The sequence below is a fragment of the Bdellovibrio bacteriovorus genome, assembly GCF_048286975.1.
Classification (GTDB): domain Bacteria; phylum Bdellovibrionota; class Bdellovibrionia; order Bdellovibrionales; family Bdellovibrionaceae; genus Bdellovibrio; species Bdellovibrio bacteriovorus_H.
The window spans coordinates 288,686-310,434 of the sequence record NZ_JBLVRT010000002.1 but is presented as its reverse complement, the minus strand read 5'-3'; the positions used below and the strand labels follow the sequence as shown (position 1 = coordinate 310,434).

20 protein-coding genes are annotated in these 21,749 nt (G+C 50.6%); 14 read left to right on the top strand and 6 right to left on the bottom strand.

Annotated features, from left to right (window positions below; translation table 11 throughout):
* Positions 1-28: 28 nt before the first annotated feature.
* Positions 29-595 carry an elongation factor P gene (gene efp, locus ACNQKP_RS09760; protein WP_011164897.1) on the bottom strand — a complete coding sequence of 189 codons (567 nt, stop codon included), beginning with the start codon at positions 593-595 and terminating at the stop codon, positions 29-31.
* Positions 596-661: 66 nt separating this feature from the next.
* Complete coding sequence (locus ACNQKP_RS09755) at positions 662-1,489, bottom strand: tetratricopeptide repeat protein (RefSeq protein WP_417864465.1); 828 nt, start codon at positions 1,487-1,489, stop codon at positions 662-664.
* An 85-nt stretch (positions 1,490-1,574) separates the two neighbouring features.
* Between ACNQKP_RS09755 and ruvC the strand changes: the two genes are divergently transcribed.
* The 8 genes from ruvC to ACNQKP_RS09715 all read left to right on the top strand — a co-directional run bounded on the left by ruvC (position 1,575) and on the right by ACNQKP_RS09715 (position 11,758).
* Positions 1,575-2,075, top strand: coding sequence for a crossover junction endodeoxyribonuclease RuvC (ruvC, locus tag ACNQKP_RS09750; protein WP_417864463.1), 501 nt, complete (start codon positions 1,575-1,577; stop codon positions 2,073-2,075).
* Positions 2,072-2,662: a Holliday junction branch migration protein RuvA gene (ruvA, locus tag ACNQKP_RS09745; protein ID WP_417864462.1), complete on the top strand. Its 591-nt coding sequence runs from the start codon at positions 2,072-2,074 to the stop codon at positions 2,660-2,662. Before ruvC ends, ruvA begins: the two co-directional genes overlap by 4 nt.
* Positions 2,659-3,648, top strand: a complete 990-nt coding sequence (gene ruvB / locus ACNQKP_RS09740; RefSeq protein WP_417864460.1) for a Holliday junction branch migration DNA helicase RuvB — start codon at positions 2,659-2,661, stop codon at positions 3,646-3,648. Before ruvA ends, ruvB begins: the two co-directional genes overlap by 4 nt.
* A gap of 109 nt (positions 3,649-3,757) precedes the next feature.
* Entirely contained in the window at positions 3,758-7,144 is a 3,387-nt protein-coding gene (locus ACNQKP_RS09735) for a Calx-beta domain-containing protein (protein ID WP_417864459.1), read from the top strand.
* Positions 7,145-7,378: 234 nt separating this feature from the next.
* Entirely contained in the window at positions 7,379-8,383 is a 1,005-nt protein-coding gene (locus ACNQKP_RS09730) for an asparaginase (RefSeq protein WP_417864458.1), read from the top strand.
* 21 nt (positions 8,384-8,404) lie between these two features.
* Positions 8,405-9,313 carry a UDP-3-O-acyl-N-acetylglucosamine deacetylase gene (lpxC, locus tag ACNQKP_RS09725; protein ID WP_417864456.1) on the top strand — a complete coding sequence of 303 codons (909 nt, stop codon included), beginning with the start codon at positions 8,405-8,407 and terminating at the stop codon, positions 9,311-9,313.
* A 110-nt stretch (positions 9,314-9,423) separates the two neighbouring features.
* Positions 9,424-10,926, top strand: a complete 1,503-nt coding sequence (locus ACNQKP_RS09720) for a hypothetical protein (RefSeq protein ID WP_417864454.1) — start codon at positions 9,424-9,426, stop codon at positions 10,924-10,926.
* Positions 10,927-11,032: 106 nt separating this feature from the next.
* Positions 11,033-11,758: a hypothetical protein gene (locus ACNQKP_RS09715; protein ID WP_417864453.1), complete on the top strand. Its 726-nt coding sequence runs from the start codon at positions 11,033-11,035 to the stop codon at positions 11,756-11,758.
* Between the two features lie 49 nt (positions 11,759-11,807).
* Here the strand turns inward: ACNQKP_RS09715 and ACNQKP_RS09710 are convergent, their stop codons facing one another.
* Positions 11,808-12,062 (bottom strand): hypothetical protein, encoded by a 255-nt coding sequence (locus tag ACNQKP_RS09710; RefSeq protein WP_417864452.1) that lies wholly within the window; start codon positions 12,060-12,062, stop codon positions 11,808-11,810.
* Between the two features lie 156 nt (positions 12,063-12,218).
* Positions 12,219-13,871 (bottom strand): hypothetical protein, encoded by a 1,653-nt coding sequence (locus ACNQKP_RS09705; protein ID WP_417864450.1) that lies wholly within the window; start codon positions 13,869-13,871, stop codon positions 12,219-12,221.
* Between the two features lie 175 nt (positions 13,872-14,046).
* On the opposite strand from ACNQKP_RS09705, the gene ACNQKP_RS09700 reads away from it, so the two are divergent.
* From ACNQKP_RS09700 to ACNQKP_RS09690, 3 genes are all read left to right on the top strand, one after another.
* Positions 14,047-14,844, top strand: a complete 798-nt coding sequence (locus ACNQKP_RS09700) for a nitrilase-related carbon-nitrogen hydrolase (RefSeq protein ID WP_417864449.1) — start codon at positions 14,047-14,049, stop codon at positions 14,842-14,844.
* Between the two features lie 162 nt (positions 14,845-15,006).
* Positions 15,007-16,113, top strand: a complete 1,107-nt coding sequence (ald, locus tag ACNQKP_RS09695) for an alanine dehydrogenase (protein WP_417864447.1) — start codon at positions 15,007-15,009, stop codon at positions 16,111-16,113.
* Between the two features lie 176 nt (positions 16,114-16,289).
* Positions 16,290-16,559, top strand: coding sequence for a hypothetical protein (locus ACNQKP_RS09690; RefSeq protein WP_417864446.1), 270 nt, complete (start codon positions 16,290-16,292; stop codon positions 16,557-16,559).
* Between the two features lie 9 nt (positions 16,560-16,568).
* Here ACNQKP_RS09690 and ACNQKP_RS09685 read toward each other — a convergent pair whose 3' ends face one another.
* Both ACNQKP_RS09685 and ACNQKP_RS09680 read right to left on the bottom strand, forming a co-directional pair.
* A complete protein-coding gene (locus ACNQKP_RS09685; RefSeq protein ID WP_417864444.1) occupies positions 16,569-17,297 on the bottom strand; it encodes a ComEC/Rec2 family competence protein in 729 nt (242 codons plus the stop codon).
* Positions 17,294-18,196 carry a ComEC/Rec2 family competence protein gene (locus ACNQKP_RS09680; RefSeq protein ID WP_417864442.1) on the bottom strand — a complete coding sequence of 301 codons (903 nt, stop codon included), beginning with the start codon at positions 18,194-18,196 and terminating at the stop codon, positions 17,294-17,296. The genes ACNQKP_RS09685 and ACNQKP_RS09680 overlap by 4 nt, the downstream gene beginning before the upstream one ends.
* A 315-nt stretch (positions 18,197-18,511) precedes the next feature.
* Here ACNQKP_RS09680 and ACNQKP_RS09675 point away from each other — a divergent pair, with 315 nt between their 5' ends.
* Genes ACNQKP_RS09675 through ACNQKP_RS09665 form a run of 3 tightly spaced genes read left to right on the top strand, consistent with a single transcriptional unit; the run spans position 18,512 to position 21,696 of the window.
* Positions 18,512-19,039: a tetratricopeptide repeat protein gene (locus tag ACNQKP_RS09675; protein WP_417864441.1), complete on the top strand. Its 528-nt coding sequence runs from the start codon at positions 18,512-18,514 to the stop codon at positions 19,037-19,039.
* A 27-nt stretch (positions 19,040-19,066) separates the two neighbouring features.
* The gene (locus tag ACNQKP_RS09670) at positions 19,067-20,704 is read left to right on the top strand and encodes a LysM peptidoglycan-binding domain-containing protein (protein ID WP_417864439.1); all 1,638 of its coding nucleotides are present in this window, start codon (positions 19,067-19,069) and stop codon (positions 20,702-20,704) included.
* Positions 20,705-20,748: 44 nt separating this feature from the next.
* Entirely contained in the window at positions 20,749-21,696 is a 948-nt protein-coding gene (locus ACNQKP_RS09665) for a DNA-processing protein DprA (protein WP_417864438.1), read from the top strand.
* The last annotated feature ends 53 nt before the right edge of the window (positions 21,697-21,749 follow it).

Genomic DNA, 21,749 nt, shown 5'->3' with positions numbered 1-21,749 from the left:
GTTGCGGAGACTTAATACGAGGCGTTAGTTACTTTTGGCTGACGCGCTCTACGTATTCACCTGTGGAGGTGTCAATACGAAGAACATCGCCTTCATTGATGTGCAAAGGAACGCCTACAGTCAGGCCGGTTTCCATAGTAGCTGGCTTGGTCGCGCCAGTCACGCGGTCACCTTTGATGCCTGGGTCTGTTTGTGCAACAGTCAGGTTCACAGCTTTTGGCACGTCACAAGCAACGGCTTTTTCATTGTAGAACAAGATCACAACTTTCAGGTTTTCAGTCAGGTAGTATTTGGCTTCGCCCAGATCTTCTTCAGACATGGCGATTTGTTCGAAAGTTTCCTGAGACATGAAGTTGTAGCCAGTGTCATCTTTGTACAAGAAAGACATCTCTTTGTTCTCTACGTTTGGAACTTCAAATTTTTCACCGGATTTGAAAGTGGATTCAAGGTTCTGACCCGTCAGCATGTTTCTTAGCTTGGTGCGGGTGAACTGATTGCCTTTACCTGGTTTAACGTGTTGGAAATCCACGATCACGTAAGGCTTGCCCTCAAGCATGATTTTTAGACCTTTTCTAAAGTCCGACGTTTCGTACATTGTAAAATCCTTCCTAAATAAGATAAATCAAGGAAGGGCTATAATGTCCTAAACGGGCGTCAGAGGTCAACCTTGGGCGCGGTAGTCTTCTATTTTGCGAAGCATCATCTCGAGAACTTCCAGCTTCCGTTCGCGGATCAACTGTTCACGGGGTTGGATGGGTTTTAGGGGGATGGCCTCATCAGTGTCGTTATAGCGGACCTGAAGGGTTTTCATGCGTCTTTGGATCTCGGGATGGTCGCCGAATTCCAAGCGGGTGTCCTTCAATAAGGCATGGGCTTTTTCCAAATCGTTGCGCACAATGAAGGCATCAATCAGGGACAGCATGCGTTCCAGCGCCTTGTTGGTGGTGACCGGAGTGGGGCGGATGACCACTTCTTCAATGCCAAAATCGGGTTCGCGCCCCGTCGGGGTGGCCGAACCTTCCAGATTCACTTCCGGGAGTTTTGTCATGGCAAAGACGTCTTCGTCGTATTCGTCCGCCGTCAGGGATTCCAGTTTTTGCACCGCTTTTTGGGCGCTTTTGGAATTTGGATTCAGGAACAAAACCATTTTAAAGGACTTTAAAGCATCCTTCGGATTTTTTTGCGCCAGATGAACTTCGGCCATCAGTTGGTGCGCCAGAATATTTTCGGAAGACAAAGCGGTGGCTTTTTTCAGTGTCTCCAGAGCTTTGGAAAGCTCTCCCAAATCGCGCAAGACTTTGGCGTAAGTCACCAGTCCACCCACAAATTGCGGGTGGCGTTGAACGCCCGCAGTCACGGTTTTGCGGGCTTCTTGCAGCATTCCCATTTCACGATAAGCCTCGGCCAGCGGAGCAAAAACCTGAGAATTCGGATCTTTCTCGAGGAGGCTTTGGTACTTTTCGATGGTGCTTGCTTCAATTTTGGGCATGAACAGATACTAAAGCAGATTGATTGACTAAGCAATAGCTTCAGCTTCAAATAGGGGCGAGAGTTTAAAAACAGGGTGGTTGTCTTTGGTTATTCTTGGGGTCGATCCCGGTTCCCGCATTACAGGTTTCGGTGTTGTTCGCGTGGCGAACGGAAAGATTGAGCACATCAATCACGGCGTTATTGTAATGGACGGTGACGACGCTTTCCCGCGCCGGATGACCGAACTGGGCTCTGCGTTCCGAGAAGTCATGGAAAAGTACAAACCCGAACAGGTCGTCATCGAAAAAATCTTCCTGGGTAAAAATGCTGACAGCGCCTTCAAACTGGGGCACGCCCGCGGCGTGATCATGTACGAAGCCGGCCTGGGCGGCGCCGAAGTTAAGGAATACGCCACCCGGTCCGTTAAAAAAGGTGTCACCGGCAACGGTGGGGCCTCCAAAGAGGACGTGCAGGCCATTTTGAAAGTCATGCTGAGCTTAAAAACCATCAGCCGCATCGATGCCTCGGACGCCCTGGCCATGGCTTGTTACCATGCCTTTGAAATGAAAAAGAAAGCCCTAATGCAAAGAGCGGTGAGTTTATGATTGGATATCTGCGCGGTAAAATTATTGAAGTGATGAACGACTCCGCTTTGATCGACGTCAGTGGGGTGGGTTATGAAATCCACGCTTCCAGCAACACGCTGGGGGATCTGCAGGCGCTTTTGGGGAACGACATCATCGTCTGGATTCACACTCACGTGCGTGAAGATGCTTTGCAACTTTTCGGTTTCCACGACAAAGAGGAAAAAAACATGTTCCTTTCCTTGCTGAAAGTAAATGGCGTGGGTCCGAAGATGGCCTTGAGCATTCTTTCCGGCGGCCGTCCGGCGCAAATTCAGCAGATGATCGAAGCGGGCGATGCCAAGGCCTTGTCCGGTCTGCCTAAGGTCGGCAAAAAAACCGCTGAACAGATTATTCTGACCTTAAAAGGCAAGCTTGTGTCGATCGAAGACGGTGGCGTTATCGGCAAAGCCAAATCTGTGGCGCACACTCAAATCACTTCTGCACTTTTGAACTTGGGTTACAAGTCCCAGTTGGTGGATCAGTTTGTATCTTCGTTGCCAACGGACGTGTCCGTTGAGGACGGCATCCGTAAAGGATTCCAGACCCTTTCCGGAGGCTTGTCATGAGTCGTATTCTTGAAGGTGATCCGGTTGAAGGCGAAAAGAGCTGGGAAAACGAACTGCGTCCCCAGAAATTCGAAGACTTCCCCGGTCAGGATGATGTGAAAGAAAAATTAAAGGTCTTTGTGGCTGCTGCGAAATTCCGTGGCGAGTCCCTGGATCACGTGTTGTTGTGCGGGCCTCCGGGATTGGGTAAAACGACACTTTCCAAAATCATCGCCAACGACATGGGTGCAGAAATCAAAATGACTTCCGCACCGGCTATCGACAAAAAAGGCGATCTGGCAGCGATTCTGACGTCACTGAAACCGCATTCAGTTTTGTTCATTGATGAAATTCACCGTTTAAGCCGTCACGTGGAAGAGTATCTTTACACGGCGATGGAAGATTATTACATCGATATCGTGACTGGTGAGGGCCTTGGCGCACGATCCATGAAGTTCACTTTGGCACCGTTCACTTTGGTGGGGGCGACCACACGGGCGGGGCTTTTGAATCCGCCGTTCCGGGATCGTTTCGGTATTGTGGAGCGTTTGCAGTTCTATGATAAGGATGCTCTTCGCCAGATCCTGATGAGATCTGCGGAAATTCTGAAAGTTGAAATCGACGAAGAGGGCGCAGATGAAGTGGCCCGTCGTTCGCGCGGAACTCCGCGTGTGGCGAACAGACTGCTGAAGCGTGTGCGTGATTACGCTCAAGTCAAAGGCAACGGTGTGGTGACGAAAGACATCGCCGTGTATGCGTTGAATCAGTTGGGTGTGGATCAGTATGGTTTGGACCTGATGGATCGCCGAATTCTCAGTCTGATACAGGATAAGTACGCTGGTGGTCCGGTGGGGATCGATACGATCGCTGCGGCCTTGAGTGAAGAGCGTGACACCCTGGAAGAGGTCTATGAGCCATTCCTGATTCAGGAGGGGTTCATTCAAAAGACCCAGCGTGGGCGTGTTATCACCGAATTTGCGAAAAACTCAGTTCTTGCGGACAAATAGCGAGTTTTGGAAACTCGTGGAAATTAGCTAAATTCTCATATTGAAGCTTCAGAAGTTCGGAAACTGACCCGATAAAATCTCAGGAACACTTTGATTTTAAGGGGCGTTGATGAGCTATCAGAATGTCATCCGTATTTTCACGTCAGTTTTTCTGATGTGGGCGGTTGCCGGTTGCGGAAATCTGAGTGCTGAAATGTTCGGTAAGGTCGGATCGATTTTGAATCCGTCTTTGCCGGGGCCGGCTCCTTTGCAATATCCGAAAATTTTGAAAGTCGATGCCGACACCACCGGAGCTTCTTCGGTTTCTACGCTTGCCTTGCCTCGCTATACCACGGCGGGGATTGTTCCTATCCAGGTGCACTTCAGTGGTCCGGTCAATGTGACTGGCAATCCCACGATTGAACTTGAAACCGGAGCGACGAAGCGTCTGGCGACATATGCCTCCGGTTCCGGCACGAGTATGCTGGTATTTGAATACGCAGTGGTTGCCGGGGATTCGGCTCTGACGTTGGATTACACGGGCACGCAGGCAATCAACTTAAACGGCGGCTCTATTGAGCCCGCAGAGGATGTCACAGGCACCGCTGATGAAGTCGCCAATCTGCTGACACTGCCAGCTCCAGGGGCGGCAGAGTCTTTGTCGCAGAGTACGCCGGTATTGATCCGCACCATCCCTGAGGTGAAAAGACTGAGCACCCCGGACACTGACGTGTACCTGGATGGCACCAGTTTGGAAGTCATTGTAAAATACGATCAGCCAGTGACCGTGACTGGAAATCCGCGCATCACCATTCGCATTGGCAGTAATAATCGTATCGCCAACTATGTGACTAAGGTATCCCCTTCGGAATTGCTTTTCCGATATGAGGTTGTTGTCGGTGATGATGATACGGACGGTATTGAAATGCCTGCGGCTATTGAACTGAATGGCGCCACTGTCACCAATCCCGCCAATGAAGTGGCGGTGACAGATCTGCCAGTCAAAGACACGACGGGGATTCTGACTTACACGTCGGCTTTGACGGCATCCTTTGTATCCAGCAGTCAGATTGTGAATGAAGATGCGGGCACTTTGAACATTCCGGTGGTGCTGAGTGCTCCCGCTCCGATCGCCTTTAAAGTGACAATCGCGGTCATGGGTGACGCAGGTGCAGAGGACTTCACCCTGACATCCAAAGAAGTCAATTTTGCCGTTGGTGAAACGACTAAATATATTCCGCTGACCATTCTTGATGATGCTGTAGCAGAGCCTGAAAAGAGGATTCGTCTGATTCTGGCGAAAAACTCCCTCGGAAACGGGGGGATGCTCTCGGTGCATGAGGTGTTGATCCGGGATGATGATTCCGCTGTTGTGGCGCCGAAGGTTGTGTCGTTCAAGCAGGGCGTGGGTTTTGCCTGTGCACTGTATGACAACAACGACCTGAAATGTTTCGGTACCAACGACTATGGCCAGCTTGGCAATGGGACTGTGGTCAACACGAATGAACCATCCGCCACACCTGTTATGCAGAATGTGGCGCATTTTGAGGTGGGAGGCTACACCGTCTGCGCCGCGAACACTTCAGGCGAGATGTGGTGTTGGGGACGGGATAATGCCAGTGCCCTGCCGGGATCCGTCGGTGGCAAAGTGCTGCAGCCAACGAAATATGTGAATTCCGGAGTCACTCAGGTGGCGGTCAGCTCGAATGTGCTATGTTACCTGAAAACCAATAAAGACCTGATGTGTTGGGGCGATGACTATTCCGGTATTTTTGGTACTGGATCGACCAATGCTTCGCGCACTCTGGCCGCTCCACAGCTTGTCACAGGGCAGGTGGAGGAAATGCGTCTTATCGCGGCTGTTACCGGAAACACCTTGTGTGCGGTTAAGTTGGATTCCGTAACTCCGTCGCAAAGAAATCTTTTCTGCTGGGGTAACAGATCGACCTGGTACTCTTCAGGAAGCACGTCCACTGTGCCCGCGACGCCCTTGGCAACCAATATCGTTTCCTATGACCTTTTCAATGACAACATCTGTGTGCAAAAAGATGAAGGTGCGCCGACAGTGCGCAAAAACTATTGTTGGGGCAATGGCAGTAACGGTCAGTTGACCCCAGGAACCAGCGGGGCAGGTTCAACTGTTCCGGTGGAGATGAGTTCCGAATACAAAGATATGATGACATCGCAAGAGTCGATCATAGCTTTGAAAAATGACGGCAGTGTATGGACGTGGGGCTCTGGTGGCCGAATCCCAGGCGGCAATCCGATTGTGGCAGCGTCGGCACCAGTACAATTGATCAGTGGCGGAGTTAAAAACCTGCTGAGAATGTCGAATAGATATGGCCCAACGGATGGTCTGGATCCACGGTGTGTATTGATGCTGGATTCTTCGGTTCAATGTTGGATGGCCTCGCCGTTGCCAGTGAATAAAACACTGCCTGTGACGGTCATTCCAACGGGCGTTGAATCAGTTTCAGTCAGCAATGTGTTCCATGAAAACTACTATTCGGCCTGTTCTTTGATGTCTTCGGGCGAAGTTCTTTGCTGGGGGCAGAACTCGGTGGGGCAAGTGGGTGATCGAACGTTGTTGCCTCGCTTGGTTCCGACTCAAGCCTTGTCGCGCAATCAGCGACAGATCGCCACAGGGCGAGAGCGCAGTTGTTCAGTTTCAACCTATGGGGAGCTGAGATGCTGGGGATATAACTCCGCAAACTTGAGTTTGGGTGTCAGTCCTGCCTTCACAAGCTTTAAAACTCCAAAGATTGTGATTGGTAAAGATGTCAGCAAGGTGGCATTGAATGATGACGGCGGGTGTGCGCTGTTGACGACCGGCGGTCTGAATTGCTGGGGCGACAACAACAGCGGCCAGAGCAAGCCGGGCAGTGCCAGCATCAATACTCTTCCAAATCTGGTGTTGTCGTCCGGAGTTCGGGATGTTGAAACGTCTTACCAGGCAGCCTGTTATATCGCAACCAATGATGATTTGTTCTGTTGGGGGGATAACACCCAAAAGCAACTGGGATTGGGTGACACTATTGATAGAACAACGATACCAGCGACGCCGTTGTTGTCCGGGGTTGACTCCGTCTCTATGGGGGGACATGAAACCAGTCCGGGCTCTTGTGCCGTCATGAAAAACGGAGACTTGAAGTGCTGGGGGAGTGGCTTGGCTTGTATGGGGACGAACAGCGACACTCCCACAACATTGCTGACGGATGTTAAGAAAGTCTCTGTGGGGCGTTCCCATATGTGCGCGATCGTGGGTGACGAGCGCCGCTTGGTTTGCTGGGGGCAGAACCCGAAGGGACAACTTGGAATAGGGACGACGGTTGATAAATGTTATTCATCCGGCCCCGCAACCGTGGTTGCGGAAGGTGTTCGTGCTGTCTCTGCGGGCAGTGACAGCACCTGTTTCGTTCTGGAAACGGGTGAAATGAAGTGCATGGGTGACAATAACAAAGGTGTTGTTGGAACCGCAGATCGCTTCCCATTCCCGCGCACGGTCTGGGGACTGTAGAAATCAGAGTGCAGGGATATCCTTAAAACGTGATTACTATTCGAGGCCGGCATCACGCCGGCTTTGTTGTTTGTCGTATTTTGAGTCTGTTGCAGGTTTTTATGTTGGGGTCCCCAGCATCCTGATAGACTTATCAGCGGTTCGCCTGCGATGTTTGGGCGATATTTTTGCAGAATTCTCTGTCGGAATCGTGTTGTTTTGAGAATCCTGAGCTGCTTGTTTGGAGAAAAAGATATGGCATCAAAACAGCCTTTGATCATTGAGGTGTTGCGAGGTTCCGTGGTGGAAAGTCAGCATCAGGTGATGTCCGTTGTCGTGAACGAAGTTGGCAATCTTGTCCAGTACTGGGGTCACCCGCAGTATCTGACCATGCCTCGCAGTGCAATCAAGATGCTGCAGGCGTTGCCGCTGATAGAGTCCGGCGCTGCGGATAAATTCAATCTTGAAGCCAAACACATTGCATTGGCCTGTGCCTCTCATCGCGGTGAAAAAGATCACCTGGCGGCGCTTTCGCAGTGGATGGAAAAGGCAGCCTTGAAAGAAACCCAGTATGTCTGTGGTCCGCATCTGCCATACGACGAAGCCAGTGCTCACGAGATGATTCGTAAAAGTCAAAAGCCCACCGTGCTCTGTAACAACTGTGCGGGGAAGCACTCGGCAATTATTTCGACCTGTCTGCACCTGGGCGAGGACCCGACGGGCTATGAAAAGTACGAGCACAATGCGCAGAAAAGACTGCGCAAGGTTTTAAGCGAAACCATGCGCATTGATCACTCGAAGGTTCCCTATGGAGTGGATGGTTGTGGTATCCCGACTTACGGCGTTCCGCTGCAAAACATGGCTATCGGGATGTCGACTTTTATCAACCCCAAAGAGGCGCCAGCGCGCAAAGTCGCGGCAGAGCGTATTTTGCACGCGGTCCGGTCTCATCCGTTCTATATTTCCGGCAGTGACAATTTCGCCACAGCTGTGATCGAAAAGTCACAAGGTCGTGCCGTGATCAAGGGCGGGGCTGAAGGTGTTTTCTGTGGTGTGCTGCCGGAAAAGAAGGTGGCGTTCGCGGTGAAAGCCGCAGACGGGGCGGGGCGGGCGGCTCAGGCTGCCACGGCGATGCTTTTGCTGCAGTTGGGGGGTTTGAATGAAAGTGAATTCAAGGCGCTTTCCAAATTCACCATGTCTCCTGTCACAAACTGGCGTGGCGACGTGGTCGGGCAAATCCGCATTGCGAAGGGCTCTTAGTTAGGCTAAATTGAAAGCAAGATGTTCTTGCAAAAAACTATTCGTAAAAAGACTGTGGTTCAGGGGATCGGGATTCATTCCGGCGATCCTTGTACATTGACCTTCCGCCCGGCTCCGGCTGACACGGGGGTTTACTTCATTCGCACGGATCTGCCTGGCAGTCCTTCTTTGAAAGTCACAGCCCGCAACGTGCAGGCAACATCCCATCAGACCACCATTGGCGGCCCGGCGTTTTCTGTGGCGACGATCGAGCACTGTGTTTCAGCCTTGTCTGCCTTGCGCATCGACAATCTTTTCATCGAACTGGATGGTCCTGAGATTCCTATCGGTGACGGCAGTGCCCGTGTTTTCCTGGAGGCTTTGTTGGCCGTTGGAATCGTAGAGCAAGATCAGCCCCGCAAATATTGCTATATCACCGAGCCGATCTATTTCAGTGAAGGTGAAAAGCATGCTTACGTGGTTCCGTATCATGGACTGCGATTGACGGTGACTATTGATTTTCCAAATCCCACCATCGGAAAACAAACCATCGATCTGGATATCAACGAACAGTCCTTCGGGCGTGATGTGGCCAATGCCCGCACCTTTGGTTTCATGAAGGATGTGGAGGCATTGAAGTCCCGCGGTCTTGCCAAAGGTGGCAGTCTTGATAACTGCATCGTCCTTGATGGCGAAAACGTGGTGAACCCGGAAGGTTTGCGCTGGGCGGATGAATTCGTTCGTCACAAGCTGCTGGATGCGCTGGGGGATCTGGTCACGTTGGAAATGCCATTGATGGGCCATGTGGTTCTTTACAAGGCCGGCCATGATGTCATGAACAAGCTGGTGCGCAAGATCTGGGATTCTCCGACCAGCTATCGTCACGTTGAACTGGGTGCGGATATTTCCGACGAAGTTCGCCGTTATACCGGCTGGACTGTCCCAGTCTGAGGCGTTACTACTGTCTGTTTAAATCGAGCGAACACAATTAACACTCGCGTAGAAGGAATCCTCGCTGGATGGAGCTGGGGATTCCGCAAAAAGTGCCGATATATTTCAGCATGAAACTGAATGTTTTGGCACTTTTCATGAGCTCAATCCTGCTTTCCGCCTGCACAATGGACTTGGCTTTCCAGGACGGTCACGAAATAGGAAGTCTTGCACCAGAAACCGGTTCCGATCAGATTCTTTCCGTGGACTTCAGGGCTAAAGCGGACAATGCCGAGATTTCTGAGCTGTACGTCAGTTCCGACAAATCACAATTCAGTTTCGTTACCAGTATCGCTGGTTACACGGACACCTTTGCAGCTGATCCATATTTGGCAGGTGCTGGTTTTGTAGTGGTGGTGAAGAACTCGTCTTCGCCGTCATCGTGGGCCGCCAAGGCTTTATGGACGGTGTCCTCCACAGCAGAGAAGGTTCAGCATTTCGTGGATCTCCCGGTCGGATTGGAAAATTGCGATCTTTTTCCCCAAAAGTCCTCAATCAACCTGCACTGTGTAGACAGTGATTATAAAGTTGTTTCCTATCAGATATCGAGGTCAGACAAGGTAACGACACCTTTGCTGGCAAAACTTGGATATGTCGACGACGGAACCTATCGCCATGAAATACGCAGAGTAAGCTCTGTGGGCAGTGCTTTGGATTTTATTGAGGTTCGTAAGGTTGCCAAGGCCGATGACACGGACACCACACTTGTGGATCTGTATATCTATTTGGATGACGGTTACAAAAAGATCTCGATTTCTTCGTCGGATCTGGCGGCAATCGAGCGAGCTTCGGTCGGCGGCGCAAGCAAGAGACTTCCGTCAGTGTTGATGTTCACCTCATTCCAGTCGTCCAATCAGGAGCAAAATCTTTTGGCACTCGATCTTGCCAGTTCTGGGCTGTCGTTAACTCGCACTTTTGTGGGGACAAATTGGTTTAATATTCAAGGTGTGATGGGCGGAGCTCTCATTCTGGACGACAACGGAACTTTAAAAGCTTACCGCGCAGGTTCGGGCCTTTCAAACTTGAGCTTTTCCAGCGACAACTATCTGGGGATAGCCGGAGAAAGAATTTATTTTCACTCGCCATGGGTGTTCGGTCAGCCTCAAGAGTTTAAAGCCTGTGATGTTGATGGTTTGTGTCAGACAATTGTCAGTGATATCACCGGATACAGTATTTTAAGCAGTGTTAATGAGAATCAGAAGAAAATTTATTTTGTTAACAACAATGTTGCAGAGGCGAGTCGCGTGATTGAGTCCGTGGATGTTATCACTCAAGGCCTTGTTGTTGAGAACGATTTGGTTGCGTCTTTGGCAGCGCAGTCTATTCCTGTTTCTAAAGTTAACGGCGTCGAGCGAGAGGGGAAGTATCTGGTGGTCTATTTTGAAAATCCAGATACCGGGAAGAGTTCCTACGCCATCTTTGATGCTGATTCCGGGGCCTTCCTGGATTCATTCGTCAGATTCTGTTCAGGGTCGCCGGAAGAGCAGGCAGAGTACGTTCTCAAGAATCACAAGTACCTTGCTTCAATGGTTCCTGGTCTGAATTTACTGGAAAGAGCTTTCGGCTGCATGTAAGAAATGTCCCAGTCTGAGACGAATCAGACTGATTCCATTTTTTCTCAACATTTGCCGATCAGTATAATGGTAAAGTGGCAATACTGTGCTTCTGGTGGGGGAATGTATGCAGAATCAAAAGAAAATCTGGGGCAGTGCCTTTGTGTTTGCTGTCCTTGTCGTTTGTACCCTTAGTTTCCAAAACTGCGCGCCGAGCTCTTCTGGCTCTGCATCCAGTGACAATAACAATTCCAACAGTACCGACAGCTCCGGGATTTTGAGTTATCCAAACTCTGGAACGCCGGTTGTTCTGGTTCCAGGTCAGGCGATCACGCTGAAACTGCAAAAGCCTTCTTATATGGGAAGTGCTGCCGACTATATCTGGATGGTGCCAGGGGATGATTATGCGCTGGCTTCTTATTATGGTCTGTTCACAGAAATCGACGGCTATATCTATGTGTCGTTGACGGTGAAGGCATCTTATAATTCGGCCAAGAACATGCGTCTGTATATTTTGAAAATCTCTGATTACTCTTACGCCGATACGACGGGTCTGGGTATCAGAGTGGATTCTTCCGCGTATGGTTCGCACTATTCATCCGACATGGCGACCGAGATCTGCGACACTCGCGGAAGCTACGTGCCGACATTCATTTACGATCCAAGCAAGTCCGCAGCTGATGCCCTTATCGTCTTTGATAACGGTGCCGGTGTAGGTTCCCTGGAGTGCAGCTTCGGCGGCACTTCGGTGGATTGCCTGAACACGCCAGCATGGCCATCTGATTGGGCTTCGAAGTCGCTGACGATCAGCGGCTACAATCGCTGCGGAACTTCGACTAGTCGTACTTTCTAGTTAAATTAGTGAAAATGAATAGAAAAGGGTTGGCGTCGCCAGCCCTTTTTTATTTGAGGCCTTGGATCTTTTTGCCGGATTTGTCGAGCTTGATCGTGAAGGTTTCGCCGCTGGTCATTTTTTCTTGAATGAATTCACAGTAGGGATGGCTAGTGAAATCGTTGCCGGTCAGTTCAAAGTAAGCTAGTTTTGGTGCCGGATTTTCTGCGGTGACATAGATGACAGTCCCGTAGCTCAGCGATTGCTCGCCTGCTTGTTGAATGCCGCATTGAAGTTGAAGTGCTGTCACTAAAGCCAAAATCATGACGGTGTTTTACCGTTTTCGATGGCATTCGTAAATCCGCAGTTACATCTTTGAAATTATTTATTCTACAAAGTGATTCGCAATTCGCATCGGGTGAGTGGGGCTGCGGTGGGCGGCGGGACCAGCGCAGCCCCGCTCTCCCGCCCGGGAGTATACTTATCTCTGAGACTTCAAGTAACCAACGATATCTACATCCGGCGGATTCGCGATACCAACGCCTTGGATTGGGCCTGTCAGCTCATTCAAGCTGTAGTCCATGCGAGCGTCATAACGACGTTCCCACTGGTTACGCAACCATTGTTCACGCTCATACCAAGAACGTTTGTTCGCGTCATCCTGGCAGGATGCAAGTTCTGCCGGGATACGAGCGCCCCAACGAAGTTCGATACAGTGATACGGGTCAAAGCTCATGGCAAACAGTCTTTGTCTTGCGGCTTCCAGATTCATCATCACAGTTTTTCCACTGGTAGTGGTGTACGAGAACTGACAAGCCTGGGCTTTTTGCGCGTAGATATTAAACAGATCCTGAGCCAGGTTGCCGCCATTATAGCGGATGGATGGATCACGTTTTTTGTACTTTTCAATGTTCGCGCGGGTCGACGTCACCAGATCCATGTACGCCACTTTCAAACGGGCATCACGGGATGGGGTCGCATAGTTTTCCCACTCGCCTTCGGTACCGAAGATGTTCACCGGCAGACGTTCTGGGTGAGGTTTCGCCGCCACACCGGAAGTTCTTGCTGCATCAACTGCCGCAACACGGTCTTTCAGACTGACGCAAATATCATCGGTCAGTTGCGCCATGTCTTTCAATGGATCGATGTGTGCTTCACCTTCAGTCAGGCTTAGGCGGATATAATCGTAATAAGTGACTTGCTGACCGCGGAACAGGAACTTGCCTTTGCTCCAGCCGGCACTGTCCGGTTGAGTTCCATAGAACTGCTCCAGGCTGTAGTCACGCAGTTGGTAGTTATTTGCCGCCACGATTTTGCCGCCAGCATAAGCGCCAGAGGAATCCTGTTTTGCATCAACCAACGACAAAGGGCGGAATTTTTTAAAGCCCGCACCCTGATTTGGGTTTGATCGCACAAACTTCGGAGTGAACATACCCATCGTCAAAGAATTGTCCGGGTGAGCATCGATATAGAACACACGGCCGTCATCAGTGACTTTGTACACCACAGCCACGTGGCCGTTCGGATCATAGATCACGGTGCCCGGACGGATGCCCTGACGGTCGATCTTCACCGGATAGAAGTCAGTGTAAAGTTCCGCGTCTTCGCTGCCGGACATGCGCAAGGTGGCTGAATACGTCAGGCCAGGAACCACGTCATTCAGGATTTCCAAAGCATTTGGATAGGTGTTTTTGAAGATCCCGTTTTTAGTCAGGACATCATAACGTTTGGTGACCATGTTACCTTGGGAAGAATAACGAACGTCCTTCACCTTGTCGGTGTTCAGCGGACTTGGCTTAACCTCTGCTGTTACAGAGAACGGCAGACCGTTCTTCCAGGCGAAATAGCCACGCAGATAATAAGGAAGATCCGCGCAGTCAGAATAGTATTTCAAACCCGACGGGTCGGTTCCATAATACATATTGGCGGTGCTAAGCATACAAGTGTTGACCTTGCCGCACTGACGTTTTTCAACGGCGTCACCAAGACGGGCCACGAATTGACCGAATTGTTCTTCGTGATATTCAGTCCACGCAGGCTGACTAACGCGCCACTGGGTGGCGGCGTCCTTGCTTTGAGCCTGTGCGCTCAGGGACAACAGTAATATAGCGGAAACACGTACTGCTAATTTCATATTATTCTCCGAGCGGGGAGAATACTCGATGTCCGGGAAATCCGCCCCTGTCAGGATTCTGTACAGTAGAAACTTCCGGGTTGTCTAAAAGCTGCCACGAAAATCGGCGGATTTCGCGTGTTTTTTCGAAGTTTATATGGGAAGGAATAGGCCTCTCACCCTTAAGGAGTACCTCATGATTCGTGTCGCTGCCGCTCAGTACCTGTTGCAAAAACATTCCAGCTTTGAGGGCTGGCAGCATTCCGTGGAATCCTGGGTGCGCGAAGCGGTTGAAAACAAAGCGACCCTGCTGGTGTTCCCCGAATACGGCTCCATGGAATTGGTTTCTTTGATGAAGGAAGCCACTCAACAGGATGCCAAAGCCCAGGTTCGTGAGCTTGATAAAATGAAAGACAAATTCCTTGAGACCTATCAAGAGCTGGCCAGGAAATACCAGTGCGCGATTGTGGCTCCGTCCATCCCGGTCCAAAACGAGCACGGGGCTTTCGTCAATCGCAGTTTCTTTGTTGGTCCCAGCGGTGGGGTGGGAGTGCAGGATAAAAAGAACGTCACCAAACTTGAAGAAGAGTTGTGGGGGATCGTCAGCGGCGGGAACGCTTTCAATGTATTTGAAACCCGCCTTGGTGATATGGCTGTTTGCATGAGCACTGATGTTGAGTACCCGGGCCCGGCAGCATCAATGACTGCTGAGGGCGCCAAAATTCTTCTGGCCCCCAGCCGCAGCGAAAGCCAGATCGACTGCAACCGCGTGCACCTGGGCGCCAGAGCCCGCGCTATGGAAAACAACGTCTTTGTGATCGTCAGCCAGCTTTTGGGGAAAGCCCCATGGACCGCCACCGTCACCGAAAATACCGGATACGCCGCTATCTACAGCCCCTTGGAAGAAGGCCACCCCGAAGACGGCATCCAAGCCAAAGGCACCTTGAACGAACCCGGCTGGCTTTATAGCGAAATAAACCATTCCCCATCCTAATCCCGACCGAAAAGGTGCCTGGTGATTTTTTACATCTACACTGCGTCAATGACGCGTCGTAGGTGTAAAAAATCACCAGGCACCTTTCTTGGGGTCGCTTGCTTTTTATTACCGATCTGGCATAGTTGCGGAGTTTCAAAACCGGAATAACAGGAGTAAATCATGATTATCGGTGTTCCTAAGGAGATTAAGATTTCTGAGAACCGCGTTGGTTTGACCGAAGCGGGCGTGCGTCAGTATGTGAGCGAAGGCCACACTGTGATCGTTGAAAAAGATGCGGGCGTTGGCTCTGGTATCTCTAACGAACAGTACGAAAAAGCTGGTGCGAAAATCATCGACACCAAAAAAGAAGTGTACGCAAAAGCGGACATGATCCAAAAAGTTAAAGAACCTCTTCCAGACGAATACGAACTGATGAGAGAAAATCAGATCCTTTACACTTACCTTCACTTGGCTGCAGAAGCGAAGCTGACGAAAGTTCTTTGTGAACGCAAAGTGAAAGCGATCGCTTACGAAACGATCCAGTTGGACAACGGTTCCTTGCCATTGTTGACTCCAATGTCTGAAGTTGCCGGTCGTATGGCGACTCAGATCGGTGCTTTCTACCTGCAAAAAGACCACGGTGGAAAAGGCATCCTGATGGGTGGCGTAACGGGTGTAAAACCAGCTAAAGTCACTATCATCGGTGGTGGTGTGGTGGGTACCAACGCAGCGAAAATGGCTGTCGGTTTGGGCGCTTCCGTAACAATCCTTGATGTGAACACAGCACGTTTGGAATATCTTGATGATATCTTCCAGGGCCGTTGCATGACTTTGTTCTCTAACGCGAAAAACATCGAAGATTCCGTAAAAGAATCTGACCTGGTGGTTGGTGGCGTCCTGATCACTGGTCACAAAGCTCCGACTTTGGTTTCCAAAGAAATGATCTCCAGCATGGCTAAAGGCTCTGTTGTTGTGGACGTTGCGGTTGACCAGGGTGGTTGTATCGAGACTTGCCGTCCAACTTCCCACACCAACCCAACTTACGAAGTTGACGGTGTGATCCATTATTGCGTTCCAAACATGCCAGGCGTTGTTCCAAGAACATCCACTTACGCATTGACGAACGTGACTCTGCGCTACGGTTCCATGATCGCAGCGATGGGTGTGGAAGATGCAGTTGCTAAATCCCCTGCATTGTTGAAAGGTTTGAACGTATACGGTGGCCACGTTGTTTACGAGCCTGTAGCACGCGACCTTCACATGGAATACAAACCTTACAAAATCTAAGGTTTAAAATTTCTGAAATTTTAAAACCCGCATCTCGCAAGGATGCGGGTTTTTTTATTTCCCGGAAAGTGCGCGGAATCCGTGCATTGTGGCAGCCCGGGCATTTTCCCGTGGTGATTCCGGTAAAAGCATTTCTAAGATTCTTCATTGGGCACAAACCCCATGGAGGATGAACAATGATCAAATGGATTCTTTTATTTACAGTGGCAATCAGTCTGTCTGCCTTTGCAGAGGAGCAAACTGATGATCAGGCCATGCACGAGGTGCACCTGATTCAGGAACTTCAAGAGGACTTTGTGGTTGAACCTATTTCGGGCGGCAGTCGCATTTCATGCCCCCGCGGCACCCAGCCTATCAACAAGTACTGCTGGGATCGCGCGAAGAATGTCTTCAATAAATGTGGAGTCATCTGTAAAAAGATCGGCGACGAACACTCCGGTCATTAACAGACGGAATCATTTCGCCATACGTTGTTCCAACCAAAGATTCCCCCAGTCTTCAGTTTTGAGCAGGGGGATCTTTTTCTGATGCAATCTTGCCACCACCGTTGGGTGAGGATGGCGATAGCGGCGCCATCTTGCCGATGCAATGCTCAGCCGCAACCTTGGCAGCGTATTTAAAAGTTCCTGCGACGTGCTTGTCTTGCTGCCATGGTGACCCAATACCAACACTTGAGCAGAGTTGACCCACGCGCGTGTTTTCCATAGCAGCTCCTGCGACTTCGGGGAATCTCCGGGTAACAGCACCGGCCCGGAGCGCAGAATGTGGCTTTCGGCATTACTGTCTTTGTTAATCGCAGGAGTCCATACCGGCAGATCCGTTTGTAAACACAAGGGGAGGGTGCGTAGGAGTTGTTCCTTATAGCGCGATGATTTTCCCAGGGGTGGCAAAGCCAGACACAGGCCCCGCAGCTGTTTTAATTGAAAGGTCTTTGACAGTGCCCCGATATGATCCCAGTCCCAGTGGGACAAAAATACCTGGTTTTCTTTTTCGGCACAGGCAAAGTGAATGCGCTTCCACGGAAAGAATTCTCCACCCATGTCAAAGTGGCGACAGCGTAAGGCCGTAACCTCGCTGACCCATTGTCCCTGACCGACATTCCACACGACATAATAGTGTCCGTTCAAAGCATGCTTCACGGGTGATGCGCTGAAAAGAATCAACAGAAAGAAAAACAGACTCATCGTGAATCCCGGCCCTGCCATAAATGCAAACGCAAGAAATGCATGATCACCTGCCAAAACACGATCCACCACCATAGTGCGGCCACAGATGGGGGGCGGGTTTTGTGCATCACGATGGGCTCCGATAAAATCGCCAAGGTCTGGCGGAAAAATTCCATCACTGCGTCAAATACGAAAACGCCGGACGGTAAAAGAGTCACGAAGAACGCGAGCGGCAGCAGCGCATAGCTGACAACCGGGGCCAGCAGCAGATTGTAAATCAGACTCAAAGGATGCAGACTGCCCAGTCCCCATAAAGGTGCACTCATAAAGACAAAGATTCCGACTTGGGAAAGCAGCAGGCGAGCCAGCGGCGGCTTCACTCGCAGCAGGCTGCCCCAGCACAGGGCCAAGGCGGCGCACCAGCTCATCAGCAGAGACAGCGAGTCCCACCATGCAGGGAAAAGTGAAAGAGTGATCAGGCCTGCCGCCAGCACGCCCAGATCCGGCGGCAGATGCAGGCGAAAATGCCTTAGACCATGGCGTGTGATCAAAGCTAAAAGTGCCCGCACCGCTGGTGGTTGCCAGCCTACGATCAGCGAATAAAAGCCCAGAAAAAGGATTCTTACAAAGAGTGGAATTCTTAAGATGCTTAAGAGTTCATCAAGCAAAATAAGGTGAGATCCGGAAATAACAAAGATGTGAATCAGTGATGTGCGCTGCAGATTTTTCTGCAAATCAGTGTCTGTGATTTTTTCACCACAAAGGAGAGATGCTAAGGATTGCTGTTCTAGTGAATTCTTTGGCAGAAAATGAACACACTTTTTCTGAAAATTCTGTGACAGATGTGTTGTGTTTATCAGCAAAGTGTCTGGAACCGCGATGCTTAAGCAAAGGGCAAGGCTTAGAAGAATAATCATGGTTCTAATGACTTAGCAATTTTCATAACGCAGTGGATTTCTAAAATAGTCTGTTATTGGGTCCGTGCGTCTTCGAGGGGCGGATTTTAAGATCTGAAATTCAGGAGCATAATTACAGGGCATTAATGCGTTTAAATCGTGAAATATCATATAGTTATATGCTGCTTAAGATCCGTGCAAATCGCTGAAAGCCTTGAAAACAAATAGGTCTAAGGTCTAGTATTACAATAACTCAACATTTTATGTGGATAACTCCTGCTTGTTTGCACTTCTCAAGGCGTGTCATACTAGTAAAAGATCAAGAGGTGTCGATAGATGAAGCAACTTAGACTATTAGCAGCAACGGTCCTTTTAAGCCTGCCTTTGGCCTCGTTCGCCAAACCTGCAACCAGTGGAGCAAAGAGCTCTTCTCGTGACTTGAGCCAAGAAGCTCTGCTTGTAGAGCTGACCGGGAAAGACCTTTCGAAAGAAAGTGACATCGGCCTTTATGCTGAAATGGTAAGCGCCTATCAGAACAATGATGAAATCGCCTTTAAGAGCCGTTTGCAAAGCCTTCTGTCCCGCTATCCGCAAAGCTCTTACGCCGACAATGCCTTGTTCGTCGCGGGCCGCATGGCGGTGGATAACGGCAATTACGCTGAAGCGATCAAGTACTTTGCGCAAATCGAAAAGCAATACCCTCGCAGCAATAAAGTGGCTGCAGCCAAGTTTGCCAAAGCGATGACCTACAAAAAAATGAATCTGCCCGAGTTTTCACGCAAAGCCCTGCTGGAAGTCCGCTCCCGTTACCCGGGAAGCCCGGAATCGTTCCGTGCAGATGCTGAGTTGAAGATTCTGAAATAAAAAATCACGGCAAGGATGCAAAGAGTGATGAACAAGAAGTTCTCCGTAATGATGGCCCTGATCCTGACGGCAATGCTGGCGCAGGCGCAAGACAACCCACCGGATGCGACCTGGGAGTCGGATCCATTGGATGTGCTGGAAAGCCAGCAGCAGGAAGTGGTTGAACCAAGCGTGCCAGAGTTTAAAGACGTGGATGAGCCGGGCGCGGATGTACCGGCACCACCTGCTCCGGAAGTGGCAAGCCCTGAACCGACGATGGAAGACATCGCTCCTCCAGCTCCCACCCAGGAGACTCAGACAGTTGAAACTTTCAGTCCGGCGCCAGCCGCGGGTGCTGTGGGATCTGAACCGGATTATGCCCGTGAAGCCGAGTTCCATCGCATTTACAAAAACTATAACGAACAACCCACTTCTGTAGAGCTGTGGGAAAAAGCTGTTGGCAACCGCGAGGCGGAAATCTATCAGGTGCAGAAAGGGGACACGCTGTGGGGGATTTCCACAACGTTCTTCGGTGATCCGAACTTCTGGCCGAAAATTTGGTCTTTGAATAATGGCGCGGTTTTAAATCCGCACGAAATCGACCCGAAGATGAACATTCAGTTCTTCCCGGGCACCGCAGATGAGGCGCCTACGCTGGATCTGGCTGCGGCCGACACGACTGGGAAAGCGGACGGCACTGTGGTGACGGACGTGAAGCCTGAGGCTGGTGCGAAGACCGATACAGTGGCTTTGCCGCGTGGGAAAAAACGCGCACCGCTGTTGAAGAATCTTCCGAACAGTCTGCCATCTTACCGCATGGGTGCGATGAACGATCCTAAACTGGAACTGCAGATCGAATTGCCGAAGACCCAGTTCCCGACAGCGCCAGAGTTTTTGGAATACTATCTGGCAGATGCGCCGGTACAGGGTGTGGGTCGTGTGACCGCAACTGAAATGGACATGAAAACGGCCGGTGAGTTCCAGTACATTTACGTGCGTCTGGATGGCAATGGCGGCAAGGACTTCGTGGCGCAGAAGAATCTGACCATGGTGAAAGATCCTTTGGTCAAAGACCGTCAGGGACAGATGGTGGAACTGCAGGGTGAAATTGAAGTTCTGGAAAAAGTGAACGATCAGCAAAACATTTATCGCGCGATTGTGAAAAAAGCCATTCAGCCGGTCGATGTGGGTGCGATCCTGACTCCCGGAAAACTTCCGATGATTGATCCGTCTCCATCAGGCATGGTGTCAGGAGTGGGAGCAAAAATCATGGGCGGGCAGTTCGATAAAAAACGCAATATCTTTGGCAACAGCACTTTGGTGTTCCTGGATGGCGGTTCTGCTTCCGGATTGCAGGAAGGTCAGACCCTGGCGGTATTTGCGGACGAGCGCGTTCGTAATAAGAAAAATGAAGCCGTGATGAATGACCGCGTGGTGGGTTCAGTGAAGATTGTGCGTGTGTCGCCAAACTTTGCCACAGCCTATGTGATCAAGGCTTCGGACAATATCCTGGTGGGTGACTATGTCGGTAAGCCGGTGGTTCAGGCGATGCGTGAAGCTCCGGTGGTGGAAGCACCAGCCAAGGCGGACGAGGATTTCGAAAAGGAATTCGAAGACGCCCCTAGCACCCCGGCAGAGGCTCCGGCGCCGGATGGCGGACTGGATGATTCCGATCTTGATTTTTAAGACCCTTTTAAAAAGGCTCTGCAAATTGCAGGGCCTTTTTTCTTATGAACGATCTTTACTCGATTTCCCAAATAATAAAAAGTCACCCGCTTTACGCCGTTGAACGTGACGGTATTCATGCCCTTTATCGTGAGCTTTCCAATGCCGGAAGGCTTGCCGCCGATCAGGTGCTGGTCGAACTTCGCCCCCGGTGGCCGGATCTGGCCGAGGCCTTGTCGAAAAACCATGAACTGTTCAGAAAGCACTGCGAAGAAAGTCTGCAACTTAAAATGCAGGGGGTGAACTTTGTCGTCTATGGCGAGGCTCTGTATCCGGAACTTTGTTATCAGATGACGGATCCGCCGCTGACCCTGAGCTATCGCGGCTCTCCGGCGTGGTTGAATGCAAAGACGCTTGCGGTGGTGGGCAGTCGGGAGCCCGCTGCGGATTCATTGTTATGGATGGAAAAAGAACTGGGTCTTTTTTGTGAGCAGGAACGTCCATGTATTGTCAGTGGCGGAGCCCGTGGAGTGGATCAAAAGGCCCACAGTGTGGCATTGCGCAAGTTTTGTCCCACAGTGGTTGTTTTGCCCTCAGGGCTTGGTGAAGTTTATCCGGCGAACTTGAAAGAGTGGATGGGCCTTGTGATTGAACAGGGCGGATGTTTTTTGAGTGAATATGATCATTACCAAAAGATGCATAAACATCTGTTTCATCACCGCAACCGATTGATCGCCGCTTTGGGGCGCGCAAGTCTGTTGGTGGAGGCTCGTCGTCGCAGCGGAACGCTGATCACCGCACACCAAGCGGCGCAGATTGGAAGACCTGTGTGGGTGGTTCCGGGGCACCCGCTGGATCCGCATTTTCAAGGCGCATTGGATTTGTTAATGGACGGTGCGCAGGCGGTTCGCGATGCTCAAGACTTGCTCATGTTTTTTCAATCAGAAAATGCTGGTGAACAAACACCACCAGCAGGGGTAGGAGAGGCTTTCGAATCACAACACTACCTGTAGTGGGTATGCTAAGTGGCCAAAATGCTTGGGAAAAAAATGAAATGTTCTAAAAA